At 43.0% G+C, this 26,450-nt stretch carries 35 protein-coding genes; 6 read left to right on the top strand and 29 right to left on the bottom strand.

What is annotated here, in order from left to right; genetic code table 11:
* Positions 1-7: 7 nt before the first annotated feature.
* From N475_RS12375 to N475_RS12245, 27 genes are all read right to left on the bottom strand, one after another.
* Entirely contained in the window at positions 8-1,195 is a 1,188-nt protein-coding gene (locus N475_RS12375; RefSeq protein WP_063359609.1) for a hypothetical protein, read from the bottom strand.
* Positions 1,192-3,156 carry a DUF4815 domain-containing protein gene (locus N475_RS12370; RefSeq protein ID WP_063359608.1) on the bottom strand — a complete coding sequence of 655 codons (1,965 nt, stop codon included), beginning with the start codon at positions 3,154-3,156 and terminating at the stop codon, positions 1,192-1,194. Before N475_RS12370 ends, N475_RS12375 begins: the two co-directional genes overlap by 4 nt.
* An 8-nt stretch (positions 3,157-3,164) precedes the next feature.
* Entirely contained in the window at positions 3,165-3,644 is a 480-nt protein-coding gene (locus N475_RS12365) for a hypothetical protein (RefSeq protein WP_063359607.1), read from the bottom strand.
* A 185-nt stretch (positions 3,645-3,829) separates the two neighbouring features.
* Positions 3,830-4,684, bottom strand: coding sequence for a phage tail protein (locus N475_RS12360; protein ID WP_063365367.1), 855 nt, complete (start codon positions 4,682-4,684; stop codon positions 3,830-3,832).
* Positions 4,669-5,508 carry a baseplate assembly protein gene (locus tag N475_RS12355; protein WP_063359605.1) on the bottom strand — a complete coding sequence of 280 codons (840 nt, stop codon included), beginning with the start codon at positions 5,506-5,508 and terminating at the stop codon, positions 4,669-4,671. The genes N475_RS12360 and N475_RS12355 overlap by 16 nt, the downstream gene beginning before the upstream one ends.
* Positions 5,509-5,535: 27 nt before the next feature.
* The gene (locus N475_RS12350; protein WP_063359604.1) at positions 5,536-5,892 is read right to left on the bottom strand and encodes a hypothetical protein; all 357 of its coding nucleotides are present in this window, start codon (positions 5,890-5,892) and stop codon (positions 5,536-5,538) included.
* A gap of 7 nt (positions 5,893-5,899) precedes the next feature.
* Positions 5,900-6,688: a hypothetical protein gene (locus N475_RS12345; RefSeq protein ID WP_063359603.1), complete on the bottom strand. Its 789-nt coding sequence runs from the start codon at positions 6,686-6,688 to the stop codon at positions 5,900-5,902.
* Positions 6,689-6,834: 146 nt separating this feature from the next.
* On the bottom strand, positions 6,835-7,143 hold the full coding sequence (locus N475_RS12340) for a tail fiber assembly protein (RefSeq protein ID WP_081216122.1): 309 nt from the start codon (positions 7,141-7,143) through the stop codon (positions 6,835-6,837).
* Position 7,144: 1 nt separating this feature from the next.
* The gene (locus N475_RS12335) at positions 7,145-8,002 is read right to left on the bottom strand and encodes a hypothetical protein (protein WP_063359602.1); all 858 of its coding nucleotides are present in this window, start codon (positions 8,000-8,002) and stop codon (positions 7,145-7,147) included.
* 1 nt (position 8,003) lies between these two features.
* Complete coding sequence (locus N475_RS12330; RefSeq protein WP_063359601.1) at positions 8,004-8,558, bottom strand: phage tail-collar fiber domain-containing protein; 555 nt, start codon at positions 8,556-8,558, stop codon at positions 8,004-8,006.
* A 14-nt stretch (positions 8,559-8,572) separates the two neighbouring features.
* Positions 8,573-9,463, bottom strand: coding sequence for a phage tail protein I (locus N475_RS12325; protein WP_063359600.1), 891 nt, complete (start codon positions 9,461-9,463; stop codon positions 8,573-8,575).
* Positions 9,456-10,487 (bottom strand): baseplate assembly protein, encoded by a 1,032-nt coding sequence (locus tag N475_RS12320; RefSeq protein WP_063359599.1) that lies wholly within the window; start codon positions 10,485-10,487, stop codon positions 9,456-9,458. Before N475_RS12320 ends, N475_RS12325 begins: the two co-directional genes overlap by 8 nt.
* A gap of 75 nt (positions 10,488-10,562) precedes the next feature.
* Entirely contained in the window at positions 10,563-10,865 is a 303-nt protein-coding gene (locus N475_RS12315) for a hypothetical protein (RefSeq protein ID WP_063359598.1), read from the bottom strand.
* Positions 10,866-10,867: 2 nt separating this feature from the next.
* On the bottom strand, positions 10,868-11,764 hold the full coding sequence (locus N475_RS12310) for a hypothetical protein (protein WP_063359597.1): 897 nt from the start codon (positions 11,762-11,764) through the stop codon (positions 10,868-10,870).
* A gap of 99 nt (positions 11,765-11,863) precedes the next feature.
* Positions 11,864-12,232 carry a hypothetical protein gene (locus N475_RS12305; protein ID WP_063359596.1) on the bottom strand — a complete coding sequence of 123 codons (369 nt, stop codon included), beginning with the start codon at positions 12,230-12,232 and terminating at the stop codon, positions 11,864-11,866.
* Positions 12,233-12,242: 10 nt separating this feature from the next.
* Entirely contained in the window at positions 12,243-12,824 is a 582-nt protein-coding gene (locus N475_RS12300; protein ID WP_063359595.1) for a hypothetical protein, read from the bottom strand.
* Positions 12,825-12,939: 115 nt separating this feature from the next.
* Positions 12,940-13,401 carry a hypothetical protein gene (locus tag N475_RS12295; RefSeq protein WP_081216121.1) on the bottom strand — a complete coding sequence of 154 codons (462 nt, stop codon included), beginning with the start codon at positions 13,399-13,401 and terminating at the stop codon, positions 12,940-12,942.
* 21 nt (positions 13,402-13,422) lie between these two features.
* Positions 13,423-14,199 (bottom strand): hypothetical protein, encoded by a 777-nt coding sequence (locus tag N475_RS12290; RefSeq protein WP_063365366.1) that lies wholly within the window; start codon positions 14,197-14,199, stop codon positions 13,423-13,425.
* A gap of 65 nt (positions 14,200-14,264) precedes the next feature.
* The gene (locus N475_RS12285; RefSeq protein WP_063359593.1) at positions 14,265-14,531 is read right to left on the bottom strand and encodes a hypothetical protein; all 267 of its coding nucleotides are present in this window, start codon (positions 14,529-14,531) and stop codon (positions 14,265-14,267) included.
* Between the two features lie 9 nt (positions 14,532-14,540).
* Entirely contained in the window at positions 14,541-15,095 is a 555-nt protein-coding gene (locus tag N475_RS12280) for a phage tail-collar fiber domain-containing protein (protein ID WP_063359592.1), read from the bottom strand.
* A gap of 26 nt (positions 15,096-15,121) precedes the next feature.
* On the bottom strand, positions 15,122-16,132 hold the full coding sequence (locus N475_RS12275) for a phage tail protein I (protein ID WP_063365365.1): 1,011 nt from the start codon (positions 16,130-16,132) through the stop codon (positions 15,122-15,124).
* 2 nt (positions 16,133-16,134) lie between these two features.
* Positions 16,135-16,971: a baseplate assembly protein gene (locus N475_RS12270; protein ID WP_063359590.1), complete on the bottom strand. Its 837-nt coding sequence runs from the start codon at positions 16,969-16,971 to the stop codon at positions 16,135-16,137.
* 119 nt (positions 16,972-17,090) lie between these two features.
* On the bottom strand, positions 17,091-17,339 hold the full coding sequence (locus N475_RS12265) for a hypothetical protein (RefSeq protein WP_142050168.1): 249 nt from the start codon (positions 17,337-17,339) through the stop codon (positions 17,091-17,093).
* On the bottom strand, positions 17,336-17,734 hold the full coding sequence (locus N475_RS12260; protein WP_063359589.1) for a 3TM-type holin: 399 nt from the start codon (positions 17,732-17,734) through the stop codon (positions 17,336-17,338). The genes N475_RS12265 and N475_RS12260 overlap by 4 nt, the downstream gene beginning before the upstream one ends.
* Positions 17,731-18,150, bottom strand: coding sequence for a glycoside hydrolase family protein (locus N475_RS12255; RefSeq protein ID WP_063359588.1), 420 nt, complete (start codon positions 18,148-18,150; stop codon positions 17,731-17,733). The genes N475_RS12260 and N475_RS12255 overlap by 4 nt, the downstream gene beginning before the upstream one ends.
* Positions 18,151-18,163: 13 nt before the next feature.
* Entirely contained in the window at positions 18,164-18,523 is a 360-nt protein-coding gene (locus tag N475_RS12250; RefSeq protein WP_063359587.1) for a hypothetical protein, read from the bottom strand.
* Positions 18,498-18,773, bottom strand: a complete 276-nt coding sequence (locus tag N475_RS12245; protein ID WP_063359586.1) for a helix-turn-helix domain-containing protein — start codon at positions 18,771-18,773, stop codon at positions 18,498-18,500. The genes N475_RS12250 and N475_RS12245 overlap by 26 nt, the downstream gene beginning before the upstream one ends.
* A 576-nt stretch (positions 18,774-19,349) precedes the next feature.
* On the opposite strand from N475_RS12245, the gene ettA reads away from it, so the two are divergent.
* From ettA to N475_RS12220, 5 genes are all read left to right on the top strand, one after another.
* A complete protein-coding gene (gene ettA, locus N475_RS12240) occupies positions 19,350-21,014 on the top strand; it encodes an energy-dependent translational throttle protein EttA (RefSeq protein ID WP_063359585.1) in 1,665 nt (554 codons plus the stop codon).
* 112 nt (positions 21,015-21,126) lie between these two features.
* On the top strand, positions 21,127-21,492 hold the full coding sequence (locus N475_RS12235) for a PilZ domain-containing protein (protein WP_063359584.1): 366 nt from the start codon (positions 21,127-21,129) through the stop codon (positions 21,490-21,492).
* Positions 21,493-21,505: 13 nt separating this feature from the next.
* Entirely contained in the window at positions 21,506-21,910 is a 405-nt protein-coding gene (locus N475_RS12230) for a DUF350 domain-containing protein (RefSeq protein WP_063359583.1), read from the top strand.
* Between the two features lie 9 nt (positions 21,911-21,919).
* Complete coding sequence (locus N475_RS12225; protein ID WP_063359582.1) at positions 21,920-22,513, top strand: DUF1190 domain-containing protein; 594 nt, start codon at positions 21,920-21,922, stop codon at positions 22,511-22,513.
* A gap of 61 nt (positions 22,514-22,574) precedes the next feature.
* On the top strand, positions 22,575-23,744 hold the full coding sequence (locus tag N475_RS12220; RefSeq protein ID WP_063365364.1) for a glutathionylspermidine synthase family protein: 1,170 nt from the start codon (positions 22,575-22,577) through the stop codon (positions 23,742-23,744).
* 52 nt (positions 23,745-23,796) lie between these two features.
* Here the strand turns inward: N475_RS12220 and N475_RS12215 are convergent, their stop codons facing one another.
* Together N475_RS12215 and N475_RS12210 are read right to left on the bottom strand one after the other, a co-directional pair.
* Positions 23,797-24,630, bottom strand: a complete 834-nt coding sequence (locus N475_RS12215) for a CheR family methyltransferase (protein WP_063359700.1) — start codon at positions 24,628-24,630, stop codon at positions 23,797-23,799.
* A gap of 17 nt (positions 24,631-24,647) precedes the next feature.
* Complete coding sequence (locus N475_RS12210; protein ID WP_063359580.1) at positions 24,648-25,580, bottom strand: chemotaxis protein CheV; 933 nt, start codon at positions 25,578-25,580, stop codon at positions 24,648-24,650.
* Between the two features lie 140 nt (positions 25,581-25,720).
* Between N475_RS12210 and flgA the strand changes: the two genes are divergently transcribed.
* Positions 25,721-26,428 carry a flagellar basal body P-ring formation chaperone FlgA gene (gene flgA, locus N475_RS12205; protein WP_063365363.1) on the top strand — a complete coding sequence of 236 codons (708 nt, stop codon included), beginning with the start codon at positions 25,721-25,723 and terminating at the stop codon, positions 26,426-26,428.
* Positions 26,429-26,450: the final 22 nt, after the last annotated feature.

Raw genomic sequence — 26,450 nt, 5'->3', positions numbered from 1 at the left:
CGCCCCCTTATACAGAGAATGCACGAAGCGAACGTACTCTTGGTCTGTCTAAATGAGTACCTGAGAGTACTAGTTTCACACGAGATTGCGCATCGGCTAGGTTCGAATACTCATAGTTACACAGTAACCAGCCGTCCCCTTCCGGTTGAGTCGTTTTCAATGGGATATTTAGCCACTGACCTTGTTGTTCAATAAACGCTTCAACTTTTGCAGTACCTGGAAGCTGAGCTTCAAAACTTACCTTTAAGCTACCGCCTAAGCGGCATGGAATCGCGCGCGTTACATAATCAGCTTCGCTACTAATCTTACCAAGTGCAGTTTGAACACTGTCATACAAAACCGGTGACTGAGTCGCGGTTCCTGCAAGCTTAGCTTTCACTTTGAGCGGTTCATTTAAAATATTGGGCAAACGCAGCGCTTGGGACTCTTGTAAGTTAAAGTCACCACTTTGCGCACCACTAAATTCAAAATGTAACTGCGTTTCGCTACTTGGTCGCTCAATTACTGCCATTGCCAATAAGTCACTATGCTCAGCCAAGTTGACTTCGCCTAGCTCGACAGTTGACTCTGTATCAGTAAAACGTGCTGCTTTTAAACGGAAGCTTAAATCGCGATTTTGATGCGGTGTCCATGTAGATGCATTACTTGAAGACAGCAACACACCAACCTGATACGGCTGACTTGTAACCCAACCACTACTGCGGTCAAACTTACCAAGCTCTGCAATCGCGACTTCATGTGTTGCGTCATCGCTCAACACCACAATTGCATATTCCTGACCTGCGTTGAGTGATACAGGCGCAAACTCAAACAAAGTCGGGCCGCTAGCTTGTAACTGACTAACTGGTAGAGATGTTTCTGCGATAACTGTGTCGTTTGGCAATCCTAGATCGGTTTCTCTGATCTGAACACGAACCGCTTTTTCACCTATTTTCTTGAACCACAGCTCAACACCGGCAATAAAGCGCAGCTCTGGAAGCGTAAAGGTTTGTGCTAGTGGGTCAAAGCGCCACTGTAAAACGTTGTTTACTCGACGTACTGTTTGCGTTCGTATCGTGCCACTACCAGTATAGGTGGCCTCCCCTCGTGAGCCTTGTTTGCCAGTAAAGCGCACAGATTTACTGCCCACAGGCACATTACTAGGGATGTAAAATCGGCCGGATAATCGGCCTTGAGCATCGGCTTTTAAGGTCATTGTCCCTCCGGTATAAGTGTGATGCCATCAAATGTAAGTTGCTCTAGCTCTTCGCCTCCGCCAAACCCTGACAGAGAAAAACTTACCCAACGCCTTCTTAAAAATTCTGCACGACGTGTCGAACTTCTAATTACTTGGGTTGAAGTGATAGTTTGCGTTCGCACCCTTAAACCATTGCCCCCCCAAAATCTTCGTGTGATGGAACTTGCAACGTTTGTATGCGTCTGTGTCCAGTGGTCGACACTTGGCGTAAGGCGAACATCTGCTGGAATTGGCTCAAAAGCCATATATGGATTGATTTTCATGCTGCCAGTTTGCTTTGGCTGTTCCAGTATATCTTCTAGCTCGTAAGGCAACGTTAACGCTCTACCATTAGGTACCTGCAACTGGTAAATTTCAGCTTCCAATGGCAATACTAATTCCCCATCGACAACTGCAGCTGTTTGAGCAATACCTGCATCACGCATATCATCATCAATAAACGGATCCACAAATACACCATACTTACTCGCTGGATCTTGGCTATTGGCATCGTTACGCAAACGCTCAACAGCCAGTAGCTGGTAAAGATCGCCTATCTGATTTTGCATATGCTCTAGCTGCGACATAGAAACCGCTCTAACTGCCAAATTTTCAATGTCCGGAGCTACGCTTGAAAGCCAAGATTGTGTCACTTGCGCAAGTGCCAAGTGGTGTGCGGGCGCTTTTGGTGCAATAGGAAATTGGTGTGCAGCTTGACCTTTAATGCGCTTAATTTGGCCAAACCTATCGAGCACAATCAAATCAACCCTTGGTCGATACCACTGGTAGTCAATCGTTACGAGTGTATTGTCAACAATATGGCCACCATCTGATAATTGCTTTTCAAGACTAAAGCCATATTCATCAAACTCGACCGCTAACTGCTTACGATAACGGTACGTCACCTCGTAAAGGCTGCCGCCCGCTGGCTCTTGACCACTTAACTGCCAACTGATGTGATTGCGCAAAAAGATAAAGTCAGCACCTTGGGTATAAACGGTCTCTCCTTGCTTTATATTGAGGATTTCCAAAACAGATTCGTCTGGTAGTAAATCTTCACCACCAGCGAGCTGGCCACGTGTTAGCTGCGTTGTTTTTTCTACAGTGACATTTACTTCATCAATAGACTTAACTGGAAAGAAGTCTGTATCCATGCGCATCAAGCCTTGATCATCGGCTTGAAATGTTTTTGGCTCTTCTTTGACTTCACCAATATTTGGATCGTAATCAAACTCAGTGGTTCTCGAAGTTGCAAAAGCCACTTCATAACCTTCTATATGCGCCTTACCTTCTTCTAAGCTAAAACTTTGCTTTCCTTGCTCCGCACCACGATAGCTTAGCGCCATACCTTGTACGACATAACTTCCACCATTGGCTTCTCTGTCATATCGAGCGAGTGCTTGTGTCACCGCATCCAACTGAGGTGGCGGTTGCTTTATAATCAAAGTACCTTGTTCGATGCGGTGCACAGGATAAAAAGCTTCGTCTGGGCCTAGGGCATCGCTCAATAATCCCCACTGACAAACCTGCTGCAGGCGCGCTGCACCAGGTTCATCATAATTAATCGCGTCTACCGCTGGATCACGAAGACTTGGATCTTGTAGCTCAGTAATCACATTGTGTGTTAGCCACACACCAACATCGACGGTCGCGTTTAAATCAATGGGAACCACACCGCCGGGCACTGGACGCACCTGACCTGCCATGTACACATCACCTTCAGTGATTAATGCACTCGCTGACTTGGTATTTACCACCAACTCACCACCTTTGACTAAGTCACCGTCTTTTAAAAGTACATCTGCGACGCCTTTTAGATGATGACCTACTTGAGATTGTAAGTCGTTTAGCTCCCTGCTTTGCAAACCCTTACCAGCTCTGAACAACAATCGTTCATAGCCCGAGTCTGCATGAAATTTTTCATAATAATCGTCAAGCATAAAAACCTCTAAAAACTCACGACGAATTCAAAACTTTCTCTCACACCTTCTTCTCGCACTAACGGCGCACGGTGTTCAAGCAGTAATAGCGTTCCTGGAGACGCGACTTGTTCTGGCAGCAAATAAGATAACCCTGCAGGTAAATCTGCTAATTGCTGAGTGCCTGACATCAAGCCTAATTCGCGCACCGTTTCACCTACACCGTCAGCAAAATCGAATGTAAATTCACAATAGACATGTTGCGTAGGCTGTTCAGAAAGGCTAAATCGCCCACCTTGAATATGGATGTCGCCTTGATCATCGGGATAACAAAATGCAACTTTTCTAGCTTTGCGAAAGCCAATAGGCGCTGCGAGCTCAGTTGCTACTATGGGTTCAGCCGGGGGGGATTGCCACGGAGTCTCGCCGCGTCCCCAGGCTAAGTAAATAGGAGTTTGTGCAATAGTTTGAGCAAACAATGTTCGCCCTGCACGTGTTAGAATAGCCAAAGTAATTCCTTATTTTACCTAACCTGATTTAACCCGCTAAAGTCTTCACTAAACAGCTAGGAGAATGCATCACTACGCACGACTGAGCGTCTCATCTGACGTATTTATCCCAGTGAGGTAATTTAGTGATTGAACGACAAAAGAAGTTAAACCGGGCCTAGGTTAGTTCATGAGTAAATATTGAATTAGCGTGACGCTTGGTGGGAAGTGATAACCTGAGGATATCGCATTGTTGACCAAGACGACGCTTGCCAGTGACCAAACCACATGGCTTGGCCAAGAGTATATGCACGACTTGTTTGACGACTGTGTGCATTAACTGAATCAAAACTATAAGCGAAAGGCTCGCTTAATCGCATACTGCCAAGTACTTGAGATGAATAGCTTTGCCAGTTACAGTTTTGCTTGCGTTCACGCGCACTTACCACTGCACCAGGCGCATCTACAAACGCGTCATGAGAACGCTGTGTACTGATACGCAGCAGCTTGCCATTTTTAAGTCGATGCCGATAGCCTGAATGGTCACTCAGTAACGTACCAAAGGTACTTGATGATAGTTTAAGTTCTCTTAAATCAAGCTGGTATGTAACTCGGACTAGCTCACTGCGTGCTGGGGCACTCAGCTCTGCTAATTGTGCCATACGTTCAACATCATCAAGCTTAGGCAACTGATTTAAATGACACTGATAGCGATAGAAATGCCGATAAGATTGGGACTCTTCAACGTCAGATATAGAAAACCCCAACCAATCAAAAGCCATTTCTAAGCTTTTTTGTGTACCACGGATCCTTTGCCAGGCAAGTCCTTGCTGCAATACTTGGTCTAAATCGTCAAGGTAAGGGACTAAAGCACCCAAACCATATTCCCATACCAACCAAGGCAACAAAGATTGTTTTGGATGAGACTTAAAGCCACGCAGTAATTGCACTCCCTCACCTAGAATGGTTTCAAGTTGGCCATGCTTTACAATAGCTGCTTGAAGGTCATTGTGATTGATTGGCAATAATGCGTCGCTATCAGTTTTTAAGTGATGAGACATAATTGAATTTGCCCTAGTTGAGCATATTGATTGGAAGCTATTTCAATCAAAGAACTTGGGGTATGTATCTCTACATGCTTAACTCCCTCTACATGAAGTTGAGCACTTAGCCAGCTCGGCGTCATAGCAACACCAAGTGCCATTGTTTCTTGCCAAGCTTCATGTAATTTACCTTCCAACTGAGTAAACACCCAATTTGGCACATTGTCTTGTAGATAAATATCAGCTTTGACATCAATAGGCACTTCTTCTGCGTGATTAACTTCGACTTGATCAGTTAACACTTTTACCTGATCGCTCAATACATGGTTTCTTACCTGTTCGAGTAAATCATCAGCATGTTCTTTGTCTTGAAATAAAATAGAGACGCGCACACGTCCCGGGGTTGGGCTATCCACTTCAACATCTTGGATAGTATTTGGAGCAGCGGTTAACGCTGCATTGCGGTAGTGGTCTTTGCTGCCGGCAGTACTGGACGCCAATGTTTTTTGCCGAATGCGAAGACGGTAATTACCGTCTTCTTCACCCTCGGCACGCACCAAACCATAAAACACACCAAGCTGGTCTAAATCACTGCTTTTTGCTGTAGCCAGTAAGTTAGCATACGCCGCCTCGTTAATGCGTTGGCGTAACAGTAACTCTCGGTAGCTTTCCACTTGCAGACATACCGTCAATGGATCGCTTTCAAGCTCAAGTGCATCAGCATACTGTGGTGCAAGTGATTTAAACCTGTCTTTACGTGCTTGGTAGATAGTTTCATAGTCCAGTGGCTCAATGATGTCCGGCGCAGGCAGCGCAGAAAAATCAAAGTACTGGGAGTTCATAGTGGGTTCTTGGATAAGTTAAAGTCTTTACGACTTGATAATATCGGCTACACCTTGCGCACGAGCTGAAATTTCACCAAATACATTGTCAATGCCTTTATGTTGATAAGGAAAAGTCAATTGATTGGCAACTTGCTTGTTCAATAATGGTGCGAATAAATCGGCCGAAGGCTGTGCAGCTGTTTTGACTTCTTCAAGAGTAGTCGCCGCAGCAATGGCTTTAGTTAATTTTGCAAATTCTACTAAGAGTAGATGCACTGTGTCTGAAGTTGTACCAATTAAAGAGTCTGAGTCTGCAACAGCGTAATGAATGCGGCTACGTTGCTCTTCTTTCTCGTATACAACGGAAGTATCTTTAAATTCAGATTCTGTATTTTCTAACATGATTCACCTATACAGGGATTCTTGGGTAGTTAACAACACGGTCAATTGCAAAGTTACAACTGCCACCAAATTGAATAATGTTTTGAGGCTGTTTATCTCCAGGCTCAGTAACCCCGTCAGAAACAACATTGACCAATCGAACAAATAAACTGCTGTAAGTATGCAATCCAGAGACTTGCATAGAAGGAATATCTCTCACTGAAGAGCCATTCCACCAACCGCCAGTAAGTGAGATATTAATATCAACACCTTGCGATGCAATATTTTCATTGATTTGCTCGCTGGTTGCCTCTGAGTTAGTCAAAATAAATTGCATATATGTGCGGCTCCAATCTCTTGCATACTGCACAGGAGATTCACTATAACCAGGAGAGTATGAGTAACCCGCAACGGTATGTAGCTTGGTCATTCTATTTGCAGCAGGATAAGTATGAAAACCACTCCAATCTCCGCCATTAGGCACCCTAACCCAAATTGACTTGGATTCATCATTAGGGTCTGCGACTAAAGCATTATCTTGCACCAAAGTATCTTTCGTATGCACCTTGCGATCATAATAATTGATACGCATATCCGCATGACTCTTCGCCAAATCCAGAATTGCTTGACTTATACGACTATCTGCAGTCGTGACGGCAGTGTTTACTTCAGTCTGAGCGTTAGCTAATGCTGTATCAATTGCCCCCATCTTATTAACAACGGTACTCGTTAGCTCATTGTTAGCTGTGATAAGTTCACCATTGGTAGAGTGCAATTCAGTGATTAGCTGTTCAAGCGTTTTTGCTTGTGTAGACATCTATAAGTTTCCTTTCTAAAAAAATTCTAAGGTAGATTTAACCGTTGCCACTCCCTGTTCGCATTTGTCTAATGACATTAAGCAATGAAGGGAAGGTCTGGAAATCAAAAAAACGGTTTATAATAAGTAGGGGTTGCCTACATCTATTATTTATTCGCTGCATCAAATGGCGATATTGGCCAGATAACATCAGTAGCTGCGGTATAATTTTGAGGTAGCATCCTTAACTCTTTTCGGTATGCAACCCAAGCAAGTTTTTCACTGTCACTTAGGTCGCTATCTGGCATTTGAGTGTAATCTGATTCAGCGAGCAGACGATTCCTTTTTGCTCTGATATCAGCAAATAGGGCCAAATCTATAATTTGCTCTTTTTGCTCGGCTGTGAACTCAGGCCATTCTTGCTCGGTATCAAAGTGCATGTACTTCTTACCGTTATATTCAAAATCAATCAGCATATTAAGATCCCACTAGATAAACACCTTTGGTACCAACTTGTAGAGTTTGGTAAGTCGGGTGAAATAGGTTGGTATTCGCACCGAGTGTAATGTTGTGAGTTGTCACAATCATTGAAGACATGTAGTACGTAGGTGCAAAAACATAAAAAGGCGAATCAGCCGTTGCATTAGCACCGTCTACCTCACCCGTAAATAAGATATTACTATGGTGAGAGCCTGGCCCTGATACATCTCCACCTGTATACACTTGTAAAAATAGTGCTTCAGAGCCCGTTGCTGGAACGAGTTTGGTGCAATTGAGTCGAATGTCACCTGAATAATGAGAGATGCCCTTTGGTACTGATAAATTTACGGCAATCAATGGGTATGAAAATCTAAGTAGCGAACCATACACCTCAATAATTGCATTGAGATTAAGTGTCGCTCCTATCAATCTACAAACAACTTTTTTGTTTGAGATTTGAATACGCTCATTCACATCGATTCGCTGGCCCAATGGACCAAAGATAATAATTACAGAGCCCATGGGAGCCGAGTCAATTAACGCTTTTAACGATTTAAACGGGGCACTCGCGGTACCTGGATTACTGTCGTTACCGTTTGTTACATCTAAATAAAGGTGCAGCTCCATTCGCTCATCAATACGTGCAGGCAAGACGCTGTCTACTTGCTCAAACACCACATCAGGTAAACCTGTGATTTGGCTTTTAATCGCTTGATTATCAGCTGCAATCAAATCATTTGATGCTTTAAGTTCAGAATTTTGCGCAATGACAGCTGCTGTGAGCTCGCTCACAGTGGTTGCAAGCTCAGAATTAGATGTTTGAAGTATGCCTAGTTGTGTACTCAACGAACTCATTTTAGCCTCCTAAGCTCAAAAGCCTTTCATTGAACTTAATTTGACGTAAATTGGATTCGATCTGTGCAGTTGCCATTTGGGTCTGAGCAATTGTCATCGCTGCAAACTCATCTGCATAGTAAATACTCAAATCCCCTGTTACGTTAAAATCAAGGCTATCTGGCGGTACAGCTGATAGTAATAAATCAAATCCTTGAACGATTTTTGCAATCGGCGTCTGATAGAAAAGTACGTTTTCTGGGTGGGACCAGACAGCAAATAGCGTTCTTTGACCTTCATCCGCATGATCGTTTAAGAAAAAGCCGACTTCTTTGACCGCATACTGTTTGTCATCGGTAAACTCAGCAGTTACATGAAACTGGCCATTTCCGACTACCTCAGCACCTGATACTGGCGCCGTATTTTTCTGGCTTTTGAGTGCAGTTTGATTTCTATCAGGTGTGTAACCCGAATCCCCAACTGCAATATGGCCAATTTGGATTTTAACCCCTTGTTCAAGGGCACTCACCGCTGCATTGATCCCTTCTTGGGTCACAACGGGTGTATATACATTCATATATGTACCTCAGATTAAAAATTAAGCGTGATATTTTGAATTGAAACGGTGTAAGCACCGCCCGCTATTGAACTACTTGTCGTAAAGCTTGCTTTAGGGGAGTCTTGTAACAGCATATTTGATACATGAGTCGACATTGCTGTTGCAGAAACCACAGATGACGAAGAAAAATTTGCTCTTGGTGCATCTTGAAACCGATCAACCCCCACTTGGGTTGCAAAACCGCTTGCTAAAACTTGTACTTTGCACAAGTCAAAATCTAGGCTTGGACTGTCGCCAAACCGTATTGTTTGCACACCGCATGATTGCGCAGCTGCAAAGGTACCCACTCCAACAGGAGAAAAGTTAAAGATAGGTTTGTCTTGATATGAAGCTGCTTGAACTGTTGCACTTTGAGCCCCGCCAAAGACCTGAATATCAGCACTTAGGTTTACACCAATAGTAAAGTCTATCTGCGTTCGCATCGGTTTGGTTGCCACCACAGATTGCCACATCTGTGCTTGTAATTTAGGACTTAAAAACGTGTCGCCATTGCTGTCCAAGTTTTCTTTTGCTATCGCCAGAAGCTTAGCGCTGTGAGGCACTCCGCCATATTCCCACCACTCTTGTAGCTCAACGCTTGCATTGAGCACCGTCAGTGAGTTTTTGACAGCGCTGACCGTGCCTTTATATCTGTGCCTTGGTACACTGTCAGCTATAACCTTGCGCTGAACATGTTCAGGCCAACTACTGTCCCAAACATCTACGCTTAGGGCGTCCGCTAACCATGGAAGAAAATGAGTAGGACATTGAAATGGATCCCATAACTGATGCGTCTTCACAGGGATTTTTAGGATTCGGTCGCTACAGTGTTCTAGCGCTAGCTCAAGCTCTGTCGTATTCCCTTGTAGAGAAAAGTTAGACATGCTCTTCTCCTACCTCAATATTCATCCCTTTACAAAATACAGCCTGATGAGCGTGCGCAGTAATATCCCATTGCGGACTGCGCAATTCAACTCGTTGTACACCAGCTTGATGAAGCACTGCATACAAGCCTGATAACGATATATCATGGCCCAATTTATGATGCTGCTTAAGCCAAGTTACTAAGCTATTTTTAGCTTCCAAAACAATAGCTTCGCCATCCATCCCCGGATAGATATGTAATGTGGCATCAAGGTCAAACTCAATAATATCGGCAGACTTAATAAGTACTCGATCGGTTAATGGTCGAACACTATCTTTGTTCAACTGAGCCTTAACATCATCAATAACCTCCTGCGATGCGTGGCCATTACTTTGGCTAGACAGCAATGTAAGTACGACGTCTCCAGGCATTGGCTCAGACGGTTGTATCCCAGCCAACACATCGGATGTAATGCCCGCATTCTCAGTGCATACCAGCAACTTTGCACTAGGAGGCAACAAATTAGTCACTTGTTCAGGCAAGTCGGCGTAGGCAAATTGAGGCGCATCTACAAAGACATCTTTTACATATTGAGACCCTTTTAATGCATGAAAAGCATAGGCTCCAGCCGGCCCCGCAGTACTGAACCCCTCTAGCGCTAGTGCTATTCGTTCACGAAAGCGCTCATCACTCTCATATACCGCTTCCTGAGGTGGGATTATGCTGTCATCCGCAGGAATTAATATTGCTCTTTGCACACCAAACCGATTGCCTAAGTAGTCTAGCTCGCTACTTGTGGCATTTGCCAAAAGCACGCCATGCGCACTTTCATTGATGCGCTGACGCAACAGTAGTTCTCGATAAGCAAAAGACTCAACTAGCTTTATGACAGGATCACTAACTAAGTTCAATTCAGCATCTGGAAACCGTGTTTTAAAATCTTCTAAAATCTCAGCCCTAATCTTTTCATAGCTTAGAGGTTCAATGAGGTTTGGCGCCGGCAAACGGCTGAGATCAATGGCGCTAAAGTTTGTCAAAGACATAACTAAGCTCTTGAGTAAAGTTTTGAGAAGTGCCTGACTATCAGTTAGTCAGGCACATAGCGGATTTTTAACGAGTTATGATTTTGGGAAACTGGCTTTAACACTGGCTCTAGCGCTGAGCCATGCCTGTTTTGCGTCAATGGTAGCCTGTGCCGTGTCACCTAATTCCGTTAGGTTAGCCATGTAATCGATGAACAAATGATCGCAAGCTTGTGCATATCCCTCTCGGCGATAATCTAGAATCTCTTTTTCAGAGAAAACAAGCTGATAATCCCCTTCAGCTACGCCTGCATTTTTGGCCATTTTCTTAGCGCTTTCTTGGTTTGTCAGCCCACCAGCAACAATACGACCTGTTGAAATTTGTTTCAAAACTGCCATGATTACACTCCTACATATCCAGCTGCATCAGTGTGTGTATATGGGAATCCAACACTGTCAGCCCAAACCATATTGTCACCATGATTACCCGTACCCACATAAGGTAAGCACATGGCAACTTTCATTTTGCCAAGCCCACTGAATAACGGTTGGTGGCACCCACCCCATCCAGATCTTATTGCATGCTTGTATTGCCAACCTTTACCGAGATCTGAATGATTACACTCAATCGTTGCTGAACGATTTGAAGATGGATAAAAACGAATTGTATCCGCACATTCCAATACGTTTATCCAGCAGCTGGCTTGAGTAAGGAACTCTCCTCTCCCCCAGCCAAAATGCGTGTCACACCCCTGTGACAATACAAATAAACTGCCATTGTTTGCATCACTGTTGCGCCCTTTGGTGATTTCAATATCAAACAGGAGAACACGATAATTGGAACCGTAAAAAGCTTCTCCGCCATGGTTTTTATAACCAATTCCTCGGTTTTGAAAGTCTTCATTCGGCGTCAAACCGTGTTCATCCAATTTATCCAAAGTCAGCTTAGTCACTGTACCTGTGCCTTCCGAGCCATCATATAAAAAGGCCGACCAAGGCGCTTTATGTGCGGTTAAAACATCCGTAGGTGTATTATTAGCCTCACAAATAGAATTGAAAAACTTAGAATCAACTAGCGTATTAGGCGCCAGTGGTAACGCTTTTTGAAAATCTCGAATTTTGGCATCAACCGCTTGCTCTTTCGCCGTTAAACGGCTTTCAACCGCGGCATTTTTTTGGTCAATTTCAATCGCTTTTTGTGCTACGCGATTGTCGATATCTTCGATTTTTGTATCTACCACATCGCTGAGCTTTTCAGCTGCTTCAACGACCCGAGTAATGTCTTGCTCTAAAGACATAACTTTACCTCCGTTTTAAAATAAAAAGCCCACCTATTCGGTGGGCTGGGATTGTTTTGGGTTTTAATATTGCTTTGTATATAGCGAATTAGGTCAGTCTTATTTTAATAGACTGCTGACGCCGTGGGCACGCGTTAGCGCTTCATCTAGCGCTGCCGTTTGACCTTTGATTTGATATGGTAAAGTAACTTCACCACTTGCAACTTTTCCTTCAATCGCCCCAATGGCACTTTTCAACGACTCTGTTGAGGCGCGCATTTCTGCCAGAGAGTTTGCCTGAGATAATTTGTTAGCAAAGATACTTAACTCATGAAGGAGAATATGAGAAATATCTGATGTATTTCCCAACATGCTGTCTGTGTCTGCAATACGATTGATTATTTTATGTCTGACATTAATACGTGCATTTTCCAATACTATTTTTTCTTCTACTGATGCACTTTGTGTATTTGCAATTAGATTTTCCATTATTAGCTCCCTATAGCTGCGCTTCTGTACTACTGATAAAATGAACGTCACCTGGCTTAAGCACCCTACCGTTACCAACATAAGTAGAGTCAACACTCAAGGTCAGGTAGTACTGACTTTCAAGCGTAATTCTCAAGTAAATATGTTGATCAGTACCTACATAAACAATGGGCTCATGGGAGCCTGAGGTCCTTGATTGATAAAGCCTATTGTTAGATGCATAACAATAACCGGTGAATGTCGCGTCAACAATTTTGTTACTACCATATTCATAGCCATATATATTTAAATGGAACATACAGTTATGAGTATCGATCTTGAACGGTAATTTCAGGTGCATGTTGGTCGCACCGCCATCAGTAGTAAAAAAGCCCGCAATAGCTACACTTTTTGTTCCTCTTGTGCCATCGCCAATTACTTGCTTGCTCTCGAGCGCATTATCAACCCGAGAGACCTGCTGAGAAATTGTCGAATTCATCTCAGACACTTTGCTATTAACCGTACTGTTAATATCTTCGATTTTTGTATCCACAATGCCAGTGAGTTGCTCTGCTGCACTGACTACATTTGCAATGTCTTGCTCTAAAGACATAATTTACCTCCAAGTAAAAATAAAAAAGCCCACCAAATGGCGGGCTTTACGTTTAGGTTTAAGAATGAAAATTAAAAATCAATCAGGTGTGCTCAATACCCAATTGATGCCATATTTACTGCGCTTTAATGACGGCGTCGACCCCATTTGCACGCGAAATAATGTCTGCCATTACATCACTTTGGCCTTTTGTTTGGTAAGGGAAACTGAGTTCACCATTGGTAACTTTGGTCTCCACATCACCAATCGCTGTTTTGAGTGACTCCGTAGACGCGCGCATTTCTGCAAGCGTTTGAGCCGAACTTAATTTATTCACAAAACCACTCAACTCATTAAGTAATAAGTGCACAGTATCCGATGTCGTGCCAAGCAATGACTCTGAATCAGCAACTTGTTGCTCAAGTGCAGAGCGAACAACTTCGCGACTTTGTTGCAAAGCCTCTTCGACAGTCAGCTCTACGGAGAATGCGCTATCTTCACCGAAGTTTTCAGCCACCAGCTGAGCAACCGCATACTGCGGCATGTTTGCATCAAAAAACTGCTCTACAGCTTGTCCATTTACAATTAGTTTAGCCATTTAAGTTATATCTCCTTTACCTTATGCGATCACATCGTAGGCAGCGTCGCCAATATAGGCGAACTGACCCCAAGCTTTATCTATGGGTACGTGACCCGTTACAACGGCAGGCAACGCAACTTGAATCACCCCTTTTTGATCCGCAGGCAAGTTTTTACCAGGCACATATGGATGACAATGCGTATAGTGGTTTCGACTGCTGTGGCCATATTGACCGCCACAGACTTTTGCCGGTTCACCCGCTTTTAAGCCAGTACACCAAAACCCTGTTGGCACCACACCACGAATATGCTTAACGATGGCACCAAAGGTTATATGTGTCGGTCTTCTTAAGTATTGATACATTAAATAAGCATCAACATGGCTGTTTTCGCCACCTCGATTTGGTGCATATTCCAATTCCCAAATATTAAAGTTTTGTGCAAACCACTTGGTATCAGAATTAATCGCTTGTAAAAACTCTCTGGCAAGAGGTGTGCGTTGTGCAGCCTCTACACCCGTTTCCACTTTTTCCAATAAAGTAGCTTTAGTGACAAAACCGCTAGCCCATGCCTCAGGGAAAGTGCCAGCCTGGTTGGCAACCAAAGCTTGGTTTTTAGTAATTCGAAAATGTGATTGACGCTCTTCATAAGAATTTAGCAACGCATCAGCGCTGGCAAGGTGCGCGTCCACCTTTGTTTTTGTTTCGGCCACGGCCGAATTCAATTTATTGGTGATCTCACTGATCTGATTATCAACCGTTGCCGTCAAACCCTCTGTGGCTTCAACAACGCGAGTTATATCCTGTTCTAATGACATTAAATATCTCCGCTATAAACAAAAAAGCCCACCTTAGGGTGGGCAAAAGCACTATCAAAAATTAATCAGTCATGAAATTTAGGATAACGAGCCTGTACAGCCTTTCGGGCAAAAAGCCACGCTTGTTTCGCTTCATTTGCTTCCAAGCTTTGCTCGCCATATTCCGCTTTTGCAGCTAAATATTTAAACGCGAGGCCATCACTTTGTTGTTGATAGCCTAAAATTCGAGCAGCTTGGCATTGAGCTTGCTGTTGCAAAACTTTAGCTTCTTGCATCAACTTCAGCGCTTCTTCTGCGAGCGTCTGTGCACGCAAGTTATCTTCTTTTTTCATAGACCTTCCTTACAAAATTCCTTTGTCAATCAATGCAAACTTTTGTTTTAAATGACGATACATATTCATAATTTGAGAGCGCGCCATTTTGGCAAGCTCTGGCGCGATTAAGATATTGAAATCTACGCCCTTGTCGATAATCGTAATCGCATCACCCGGCACACCAGTCAAAGTCAAGTCAAAAGCCAGCAGTAAATCTATGTCATTTGACTTATAAGCAATTGGCTCATTTGCGGAATAAACAGCAAATAATACGTGGCGAACTTGGCCATTAACCTCTTCTTCAGTATAAAAGCCAACCTCATTGACAAAGAAGCCATCGTCAGCAACTTTCGAGTCGTCTCGAACTGTCAAATGTAGCTGTTTTTGATCCTCAAAATACTCTGCATGGTCAATATCTAGGCGATACTTTTCATCTTTTAAATTCGTTGTGTTTTCATCTACTTGATGAACTCCCGAACCTATTCCAATCTTTGTGATCTTAGCTTTGAAACCTTTTTGCTGTGCTCTGAACACAGCAGCAAGCCCCGCTGAGGTGATCACCGGCTGTAAAATCGTGCTCACTATTGCACTCCTTGTTTTCGAAATGTTTAAGTTGCAGAAACTGCATTTAGATACAAACGACGTACGGTCGTTTGCTTTGCGCTTTTCGACATAGCACCAGCCATCTGGCAGCTAAACTCAATAAAGCGCGAAGGCATTGTTTGCTCACTGCGAATGTATGTTCTGACAACCTGTCCTGAGCCCGTTGATAGTGCGGCCCCAAAACCCAGTTTTGCGCGTGCTCTCAAGCTGCGTACATTCGCAGTACTCACACGCTGGCGACTAATTAAAGGCACTTGTTTTCGAATGACAAGGGCGCACCCTGGCTGAGATTTAGCTGTGATAGCACGCTCAGATGAAGATGCTGCATAGTGGCGGGAAGCTGCTGTGCGATGCCCAGAAATGGCACCAGCGAGTGAGAGTGTATTACTGCCGGCACGATGTTTCTCATGCGGCATAACTTTGGCATAAACACGACTGCTCGCAAACCCATGTGCTGAACTACCAGCAACAACTTGCGAGGACATTTTCATGCCAACTAAAAAGTCAAAATGTGCGCGCTGTGGTTTTGTCTGATTCGTCACTCTATAAATCGCATCATAAAGTTTTTGATCTAATACCACTGCGCGACTGGTATAGGGCATTTCGTTTGCCCAAGCAATAAACGTAAAGGTATGTGGCTCTCCACTATGATGCGGAGCCAGATATACGTCATCAATATCCTCAAACCATTCGAAAAACTCAATTTGTAAACCAAGAGATTGTAACGCGCGTTTAACAGCGCCCACAGTCCCTTTGTGTTTGTGGATAGAAACGGAGTTAGCAATCATTGCTCGCTTGGTTTCGACCGACCAAGCTTCATCCCACTCATCAACAGACAATGCCCAAGCAAGCCAAGGTAATAGCCCCTCGGGACAAGTCAAAGGATCCCATTGTGAACCTATGCTCTCGGGGATAACACGCTCAGTATTAAATTGAGGCCTATTCAAGGCCATGCTGGACTCTAAATCGCTTTCCAGTTGCGTTTTATTCACCGGTAATAATGAAGGTTTAGTCATATCTACGCCTCCTCTGGAAATACAAGATCAAGCGTTAAACGGAAAGCTTGGTTCACTTCTGGTTGAAGATCCTCTGTTGGCGTCAATAATTTTACTTTTCTCACCCCTGGCTGATGAAGCGCATCAATAATACCTGAATGAGGTACTTCAGCACCAAGCTTAAAGTGGTTCAAAATGAAGGTGTCGAGCGCTTGCATTATCGCCAGCTCAACCTGAGCTTTGTTTGCCCCGACATTCAAATAAACTTGAGCAGACAAAGGCACCAAGGTCGGCATAACCCAATTAACAACTACTTCATCAGTGATAGGTCGAATATCTTCATCATTGAGTTGTGCTTCTATTTCCCCTTTTACTTCATTTGCTTGAGCTTCACTCATTGTATCTAGCAAAGCATACACATTCACTCGCCCGGGTTGCTCTGAATCAACATATACATCATGCACAAGGTGGCTTGCTGAAAAGGTATGAAATTCATATGCTCCGCGAGTTCCTGCCATGCTGTAACTCTCTAATGACATAGGGATACGTTGGCGATAACGTTCATCTTCTTCATCGTCGTCTCGCCCAATACCAAACAATGCACCTAAGTGATCTAAATCATTTCCTCTGGCAAAGGCCAACATCACTGATTTGGCGGCATCGTTGATACGTTGACGTAATAGCAGCTCACGATAAGCAGCTATCTCTAACAACTTAATTGCAGGATCAGATGCTAGCAAACTGGAATCTGGAATTTTCTCCAATAATGCTTGCTCAATCTGTTGATAAATCTCCTCATAACTAAGCGCTTCAATAACCTGAGGAGGTGGTAATTTCGCTAATTCTATAGCAGTACTCAAAATTCGTCTCCTTGCTAAATTTTTTGCACACGAACGCACACTCGACCACTGGGCCAGAGCAAACTATCTTCAGTGCTTAATTACAAAGGTGGGTTAAACTACTGGCTTAGTAAGAAACGTTACAAGCCATTACGTTTGGCGCTTAACAGGGCATCAAGCTTTGCATCTATGGAGTCCAAACGTTTTTCTATGCGCTTTTGGTCTTCTTTACGAATTTGCTTTAAATGAGCCAGTTCTTGCTTGTTGGACGTGATCCGCTTATCGAGATCATTTAAATACAAAATACCAGAGACGACTAAAGCTATGGTCGTTAAAATATGGGCTAAATTTAACTCCTTTTTCATTTGCCAATTGTCAGGTTGTCTCACTTAGCGACTCCTTTTATCTTTTCAATGGTTCGCAAACCTGCCAAACCCAGCATGCCCAAAGTCAACTCAAGCATCACTTCTAGCGGCAGCTCTGGCACTCCATGATCTGGTAATAGCCATTGCAAGATTGGGTTAATCACAAAAGCAAATAAAAACCCTAAACCACATACCCACATAAGAAAAGGCCTAGCACCAGCAACAAAAACGCTGCGATGGCTCGCCTGAACCGAGTTAATCTGTGCCTGTATTTCACTTTGTTTTGTGAGCAAACGTGCCTTTAAGACCTGCTGCTCCAGTACTTCTTCTTCGCTGGTGTACAGTTCGTCGATAATGTTACCCACTATCTGCAATGGCTCGCGAACATCACTCGTAAATAAGCTGGTAAACCAACTCATGATTGCCATTCTCCACTTAACATTTGCTGAGCTAGCTCTTGTGCTCGATTAGGCACTTGTTTAGCCCAGCGACTGTCAAGCATTTCAAGCGCAGCTTCTTCGAACTTACCTTGTTCAACGTGCCCTAACATCCTTTTGAAACCCATTACGCCTTGCAAGCCAAGGTTGAACGCCATATTGGTTAGCACAGCGAGCCTTGCTTCATTGCAGTGACTCACATTGATACGACGCTTAACACCTGCTAGGGCATTTTGTACATCTTGGGCAAGCAAGTACTCCGCTTCTTCTTGGTCTACTCCTTTGTTATCTAAGTTTCTACCATATCCAATTGTGAGCTTGCCTCCCGTACAATAATAGGGGTAACGCCGGTACCCCTCATGCTTTTTTATTTGCTCCACTGTGTTCATAATCGACATTTATTTTCCTATTCTAATAACTAAGCTCCAACATTAGTGCTCTTTCAGCTTTAATTAACCAAAACTCTGCTGAACGTTTGGTATCAAAGCCAAGCATCTTTGCCGCTTGACTAAGCTCCATGTCCAATAAGTATTTGGCTCGTATTGCACGAATACACTCAGGTCGCAACTTTGCTATTAATTGTCCTATGAGTTCGATTTCCTCAGGGACACTCATCATATCACTTGAAAAATAATTGCTTCGACCGCCACCAGCTTGCTCTGTGACAGCTTGACGGCTAAACCCTTTACCAAGTTCGCGTTGACGCCAAAACTTACCCCAGCGTCTTAATGCACTTCTTATCTGTTTAATGGTTATCTGCGTTGCTATCATTTAGCTTTCCTATTACTTCTAAAATATCTAATGAGTAAACATCTTCTACCAAGCCAACTACATCATTCCATTTAGGGCTGTATTCCTTATTTTCCCAGCGCCGTAATGTGCGCTCTTCGATACCGTAGCTAGCTGCAGACTCTGCTTGAGTGTATCCACGTAAACGTCTTGCAAAACGGAGTATTTCTGCTCCAAGTGGAGCTCTTCTTTGTTTGAAAATCCTGTTTGATGAGTAACTTAACTGTGTCATAGCTGTCCTTACCGAGTTTCCAGATGAGCTTATGATTTTTATTATTATTGCTATTTAATTGATATTTTCCGTTTAAAAAGGTTCGAAATATCCTCGATGATGAGGCTATTACTGAATTCTGTTCCGACTTTTAAGGTGAGGTTTTATTTTGTTAAGATTCACTGTATTGCAAAAGGGTATCCAACCCACTCTTACATTTTGTAAATCAATTGACGGGGACGTGCATGCTATAAAGTGTAACAACTTTATTTCATAGCTTTGCCGAGCATAGGTAAATAATACCCTTTTTCTGGGATTAAAACAGGTCAAAAATGCCCTAAGAATAAGGGGGTTAAGAAAAATAAGGGGCTACGGGATGAAGCCTAGTTCAAATCAGAGTTGTTACAAGTTGGGGCCTGCAATTTATGAAATACCTCATAGTACTCCCTATATAGGGGACTTACATTTAACATCACCATTGTGAAATTTGACAATAAATCAGCGCCACCTCAATCACGATATCTATCTTGCTACGTTGAATGCTCATGAAGTTGTAACTACAATAGCGGAAATTTAAAAATTAGTTGGACTATATAGATGGCTCAATATATTTATACTATGTCGCGGGTGAGCAAAGTTGTCCCACCTAAGCGTACAATTCTGAAAGATATTTCTTTGTGTTTTTTTCCAGGAGCTAAGATCGGTGTTCTTGGTCTTAATGGTGCTGGTAAATCAACTTTGCTACGCATTATGGCAGGCGTTGATACTGAGTTTGAAGGCGAAGCTCGCCCTCAACCTGGCACAAAAGTCGGCTACCTACCGCAAGAACCAGTACTAGATGAAAGTAAAACAGTGCGTGAGACGATTGAAGAAGCGGTAAGTGAAGTAAAAACTGCGCTGACTCGATTAGATGAAGTTTATGCTGAATACGCAATGGATGGTGCTGACTTTGACGCTTTAGCAAAGGAGCAAGGCGAACTAGAGGCAATCATTCAAGCACATGATGGCCATAACTTAGACAATGCTTTAGAGCGTGCTGCAGATGCATTACGTTTGCCTGAATGGGATGCAAAGATTGAGCATTTATCAGGTGGTGAAAGACGTCGTGTAGCGATTTGTCGACTACTGCTAGAAAAACCAGATATGCTACTGCTGGACGAGCCTACCAACCACTTGGATGCTGAATCCGTTGCTTGGCTAGAACGTTTCCTTCATGATTATGAAGGTACTGTTGTGGCAATTACCCACGACCGTTATTTCTTAGACAACGTAGCAGGATGGATTTTAGAACTAGACCGAGGTCATGGTATTCCTTGGGAGGGTAACTATACATCTTGGCTTGAGCAAAAAGATGCACGTCTTAAGCAAGAAGAGAAGTCTGAAAAAGCACGTCAGAAATCAATTGAAAAAGAACTTGAATGGGTTCGTTCAAATCCAAAAGGCCGTCAGGCAAAATCAAAAGCTCGTATGGCTCAATTTACTGAACTTCAGCAATCTGATTACCAAAAACGTAATGAGACCAATGAGCTATTTATTCCACCAGGTCCTCGTCTAGGCGATCAGGTTATTGAAGTAAATAATCTTAAGAAAGGCTTCGGCGATCGTATACTTATTGATGACTTGAGCTTTTCAATGCCCAAAGGTGCTATCGTTGGTATCATCGGTGCCAACGGTGCGGGTAAATCGACATTATTTAGAATGCTAAGTGGTGAAGAGCAGCCAGATAGTGGTGAAATTAAGCTAGGTGAAACAGTTGAACTTGCGACTGTTGAGCAGTTCCGTGACAACATGGACGACAGCAATACGGTTTTCCAAGAGATTTCGAATGGCCAAGATATCCTAAAAATTGGTAACTTTGAAATTCCTAGCCGTGCCTATGTTGGTCGCTTCAACTTTAAAGGTAACGACCAGCAAAAGTTTGTTAAAGAACTTTCTGGTGGTGAGCGTAACCGCCTACATTTAGCAAAGCTGTTGAAAGCTGGTGGCAACGTCATCTTACTGGATGAGCCAACCAATGACCTAGACGTTGAAACATTACGTGCCCTTGAAAACGCAATCTTAGAATTCCCAGGCTGTGTAATGTGTATATCGCACGACCGTTGGTTCTTAGACCGTATTGCTACGCATATTCTGGATTACCGTGATGAAGGTCAAATTAATTTCTTCGACGGTAATTATACTGAATACGAAGAATGGCTGAAGAAAACATTTGGCGCAGATGCCGCTGAGCCAAAACGTATCAAATACAAAAAAATTGGTTAACTTAATAATCAGTTTGTATTCTAAGCCCTGAGTTAAATCGGGGCTTTTTTATATCTGGTTAGTCCTGAAAAAAATGACTAAACTTGAGATAACGACATGACGAGAACGCCTTATGAAAGAACGCAGAAAATTTTCCCGAGTCCTATTTTCAAACCAAGCCTCACTTATGACGACAACCGGGGACTATAGTTGCGAAATAATAGACTTGTCATTAAATGGTGCATTAATCACTTTGCCTATTGGGTTAACTCCGCTGAAAGGCCAACCGGCCAGTCTAAAGTTTAACCTGCCAGGCAGCGACGTAGAAATATGTATGGAAGTAGAGATACGACACATAGAAGAAGCTCACTTGGGTTTGCACTGTGCGCAAATAGACCTCGATAGTGTCACTCACCTAAAACGTTTAATTGAGCTAAATATAGGCGATGATGATATACTGCATCGCGAATTGGAAAACTTAACTCTTCACGAAGAATAATAAAGGACGTCCGATGTTACTGGAATCTTTACAAGGATTTATTCCTTTCATTGCCTATTTTGCGCTTGGCTATGTGCTCATACTGACATTTTTATTTGTCTATACCAAAGTGACCCCACATTGTGAATGGCGCTTAGTCAAAGAAAATAACCCAGCCGCGGCAGCCGCTTTTTGTGGCACATTAATCGGGTTTACCCTGCCTATCGCGAGTGCAGCAATTAATGCAGTGTCATTAATTGATTTTGCTATTTGGGGCGTTATTGCAGGAATCATGCAGTTGGTTACTTTCTTCTTAGTACGTTTGTATATGCCCAAATTGTCTGACAAAATCGAAAACAACCACATGAGTGCAGGGCTATTTTTAGGTGGTGCTTCACTGGCAACTGGAATTCTCAACGCCGCCTGCATGACATACTAAGGAGTAACTATGAAACGCAGTAAGCATATCAAGTTGACCTTAATGATGGGGGCAAGTGTAAGTATTTCAGGGTGTGGTGATAGCGAAGAGTCTGCTCTACTGTTCAAAAATGTCAACGAATGTACATCTTTTGGCATAGAGGAGGATGCATGTGAGTTTCAATACCAGCAAGCTCAAAACAGTCACCTCTCTGAAGCGCCCAAATATGCAACCGAGCAGCTATGTGAAAGCGACTTTGGTTATGAACAGTGTGACAACAATGGTGGAATATGGCGCCCAATTATGGCTGGCTTTATGGTTGCCGCAATTGCTGAAGCCGTCGATGAAGGTCTAGATGCGCTCAAAAAGCGTAAACGCAAAAAAGCAGCATTTTTAAGTGGCAAATACTATTCAGGTGCAAAGCCACTTTACAGAAGTAAAGATGACTATTTTAAATACCGTAATGCACAAAATACTGTAGTTGCCAGCACCGGGGCATCCGGAACCACAAAAGTAAAAGGCTCGGCCATTAACTATGCAGCCAAGCAAGGAAAATTCGTGAGTAAAACGAAAAGCCGAGGAGGCTTTGGCCGAAGTGCAAGTAGTCGGAGCTGGGGAGGATAAGCCCCCAACTTCTGCATAAGCAACCCATTCAAAAACACGTTAATCTTGCAATATAGTTTCTATGATCAGAGTTCCCATTAGTGAAAGGCCCCACTGGCGTAATCAAGCTGAAGCCATTGGGTTTAAGTTCCATACCATGCACGAAGAGCCATACTGGGATGAGCGGGCTTACTATCAGTTTACTCTCAAACAAATAGAGCAAGATATAGAAGGTCCATCCAGTGAGCTTCATGAAATGCTCATGTACATCGTTGACAAAGTATGTGATGACGATGAATTAATGCGACGCTTTGCGATCCCGCAACCCTTTTGGCATATGATCAGGCGCTCTTGGCTACGACGAGACCCTCATCTATATGGACGTTTTGATTTGAGTTATGACGGTAATCACAACGCTAAGTTACTTGAAGCTAATTACGACACACCCACTTCATTATTTGAAACCGCCTATTGGCAATGGCTGTGGCTAGAGCAACAAGTAAATGCAGGCCTGCTACCAAGACAAAGTGACCAGTTTAATAGTCTCCAAGAACAATTAATCTCTCGGTTTCGCCATCTACATAAACTTAACCGCACTAAAAGTTTACATTTTAGCTGCTGCAAAGGAAGTGAAGAAGATAAAGGCACCATAGACTATTTAAAAAGCTGTGCCATTGAAGCGGGAGTTCGCTGCAAGTTTGTGTATGTCGAAGATATCGGCATAGATAGTAACGACCAATTTACTGACCTAGAAGATAACACCATCAACTGGTGCTTTAAATTATATCCTTGGGAATTTATGTTTGAGGACGAGTACGCCGATGCGCTGACCAAAAGCAGCACAACCTGGCTAGAGCCCTCGTGGAAAGCACTGTTATCCAACAAAGCTATTTTACCATTGCTGTGGCAATATTTCCCTAACCACCCCAATCTACTACCGGCATACTTTCATGATCAAAAACACCAGTTGTCAGCACTTCAAGGCATTGTAAAAAAGCCTATTTTTTCTCGCGAAGGTGCCAATATTGAAATTCGCAAAGAAGGAAAAGTTATCGCTCAATCTGCTGGCAGTTATGGTGAAGAAGGCTATATTTATCAGGCTTACAGCCCCCTGCCTAAATTTGCCGATGAGCACGTAGTCGTGGGCAGCTGGGTTATTGGAGATGAGCCGGCAGGAATTGGCCTCAGAGCAGATAGAAGTTTAATTACACAAGATCTAAGTCGCTTTATACCACATATTATTTTGACTTAAATATATTGTTTATTCGGCATAAAAAAAGCAGCCAATTGGCTGCTTTTGGTTGTTAAGACTTTTTCTGATATATAATCCCAGGGTTGCATCGCAGCATTTCAAAATCATCGCTCAATCCAGCCATTGATTCTGAAGCCCCCAAAAATAGGTATCCATTGGGGTTTAATGCTTGCGCAAACTGCGAAATAATTTTTGCTTTCACTTCTGGGGAAAAGTAAATCAATACATTACGGCAAAATATCACGTCAAACTTGCCCAATAATGCATAAGAATCCAGTAAATTTAAATGGCGGAAGTTGACCATTTTTCGAACCGGATCGACAACCTTAGCCATGCCATTGCCACTGTCCATAAAAAACTTTTTACGTCTTTCTGGTGACAGCCCACGTGCCAGCGCCAGCGCGTCATATTCCGCGTTCTTACACATGTCTAGCATGGTGTTTGATATGTCGGTACCGATCACCTGAGCGCCCATTTTTAAAGCGCCAGGGTTTAGAGACTGGTACTCACTCGTTGACATTGCAATTGAATAAGGTTCCTGACCAGAAGAGCTCGCCGCTGACCAAATTTTAACGGGTCTACGCAAATCTTTAAATTCAGGAAAAATTTTCTTTTTCAGCAATTCAAACGGGTATTGATCACGAAACCATAAAGTTTCGTTGGTTGTCATCGCATCTACAACTGCAGCACGTAATTGCCTTTCATGTGGACTCAGCGTTTTACTCACCAATGAAGACAGAGAGTCTACATTAAATCGAGACATCAATGGCGCAAGCCGACTCTTCACCAAATATAGCTTGTTATCTCCAAGCACAATACCACACTGTTGCTCTAAAAAAGTGCGAAATTGATCGTACTCGCTTTGCTCAAGATGTTTATTTTCCAAAGTTTTACCGCCACTTATCAATCACAATGAACCCATTTCTTCACCGCAGATGCCAGTTCATCAGGGTTAAACTTAGCGATAAAGTCGTCTGCACCGACTTTTTCAATCATAGCCTGATTAAACACACCACTGAGAGAAGTATGTAATATAACATGTAAAGGTGCTAATTTTGGATCGGCTTTAATTTCAGCCGTTAAGGTGTAACCATCCATTTCAGGCATTTCAACATCCGAAATCAAAAGCCCAACACGCTCTGTTATGTCATTTTGACAATCGACCTCTGCGATTTCTTTTAAGCGTATAAGAGCTTCTTTACCATTTTTAGCTAATTCAGTTTGCACGCCAAGTGGTTCTAATGCTCGTTTCACCTGATTCCTAGCTACCGCTGAATCATCGGCAATAAAAACAATACGCTCGCCAAGATCTTTTTGCATCTCACCATCCGCCACTATGTCTTGACTGACTTCGGTGTTAATTGGGCAAATCTCATTGAGTATTTTTTCTACGTCGAGAATTTCGACTAATTCTTCTTCGATTTCTGTTACAGCAGTCACGTAAGAGTATCTACCTGCGCCAGAAGGTGGAGGCATGATGCGCTCCCAGTTCATATTAACAATGCGCTCTACAGCGCCAACCAAAAAGCCCTGAACCGAACGGTTATATTCCGCAATGATAACAAAACAGTTTTTAATATCTTCAATCGGAGGTCCTCCTACAGCGAGGGACATATCGATTACAGAGATGGTTTGACCACGAATGTGCGCGACACCACGCACGTACGAATTTGATTTTGGCATTGCAGTAAGAGGTGGGCACTGAAGTACTTCTCTTACTTTGAAAACATTGATACCGAAGCGTTGGCGCCCTCTCAAACGAAAGAGTAATAGTTCAAGTCGGTTTTGACCCACCAACTGAGTTCGTTGGTTAACTGAGTCTAAAATACCTGCCATTTCATTCTCCTACTCAAAATACAGCTTATCGGAACAATGTTTGCTTGTTTATTAGCATTCAAAGTTGCCCTTGAAGCGGTGAAGCAATTCACGCAAAATCTTTATACCTTGTTTCACCCCATAAGCATAGTCGAAACATCATGAGTTTGTTAAAAAATACAGTTGCAGTTCAATTCTTTCTTATTTTGGCATATTTTTTAGCCATGCCATCCGCTTATGCTCAGACCTATGAGTCAGCGCAAATTCAGGAACTCGCAATAAAGTATGTAGAAAAGCATATCATTCAAGAACCTAAAGGAGAAACTAATGTTAGCGCTCTCCCTCTGGATACACGTCTCCCAAATCGGACCTGCCGCTCGCAACTTAAAGTTTCAAGTAAATCAGCCCCCCCTTTCACTCGCCAGGTGACCGTTCAAGTTCGTTGCGATGACAGAGAAAGATGGCTGCAGTTTGTGCATGTAAAAATTGAAGTGTTGTTTCCTGTCATTGTGAGTACTCAACAGTTGGATAAAGGAGTTGTTTTACAGGCCGATGATCTAAAAATTGCCATGCGGCCGAAGCATTTCGTACGCGCATCAAATATTGATGACATCAATATGTTGATTGGCAGCAAAACAAAACGCCGTATACAAGCCGATAAAGCAATCATCATGAGACATATTTGTATGGTTTGTAAGGGGGATACTGTTATCATATTGGCTGGCAACGAACACTTTGCCATAAAGACACAAGGGATTGCCTTACAAGACGGCAACTTAGGTGATCAAATTCGCGTCAAGAACACAAAATCGGGAAAAACAATCCGCGCACGCGTAAAAGATGTTGATTCTGTAGCGGTCAATATTTAAAATTTTTGCTAAAGTAAGTAGA

The organism is Pseudoalteromonas luteoviolacea DSM 6061 (genome assembly GCF_001625655.1).
Taxonomy (GTDB): Bacteria; Pseudomonadota; Gammaproteobacteria; order Enterobacterales; family Alteromonadaceae; genus Pseudoalteromonas; species Pseudoalteromonas luteoviolacea.
The sequence above is the reverse complement of the archived record's forward strand: the minus strand, read 5'-3'. Positions and strand labels throughout refer to the sequence as shown.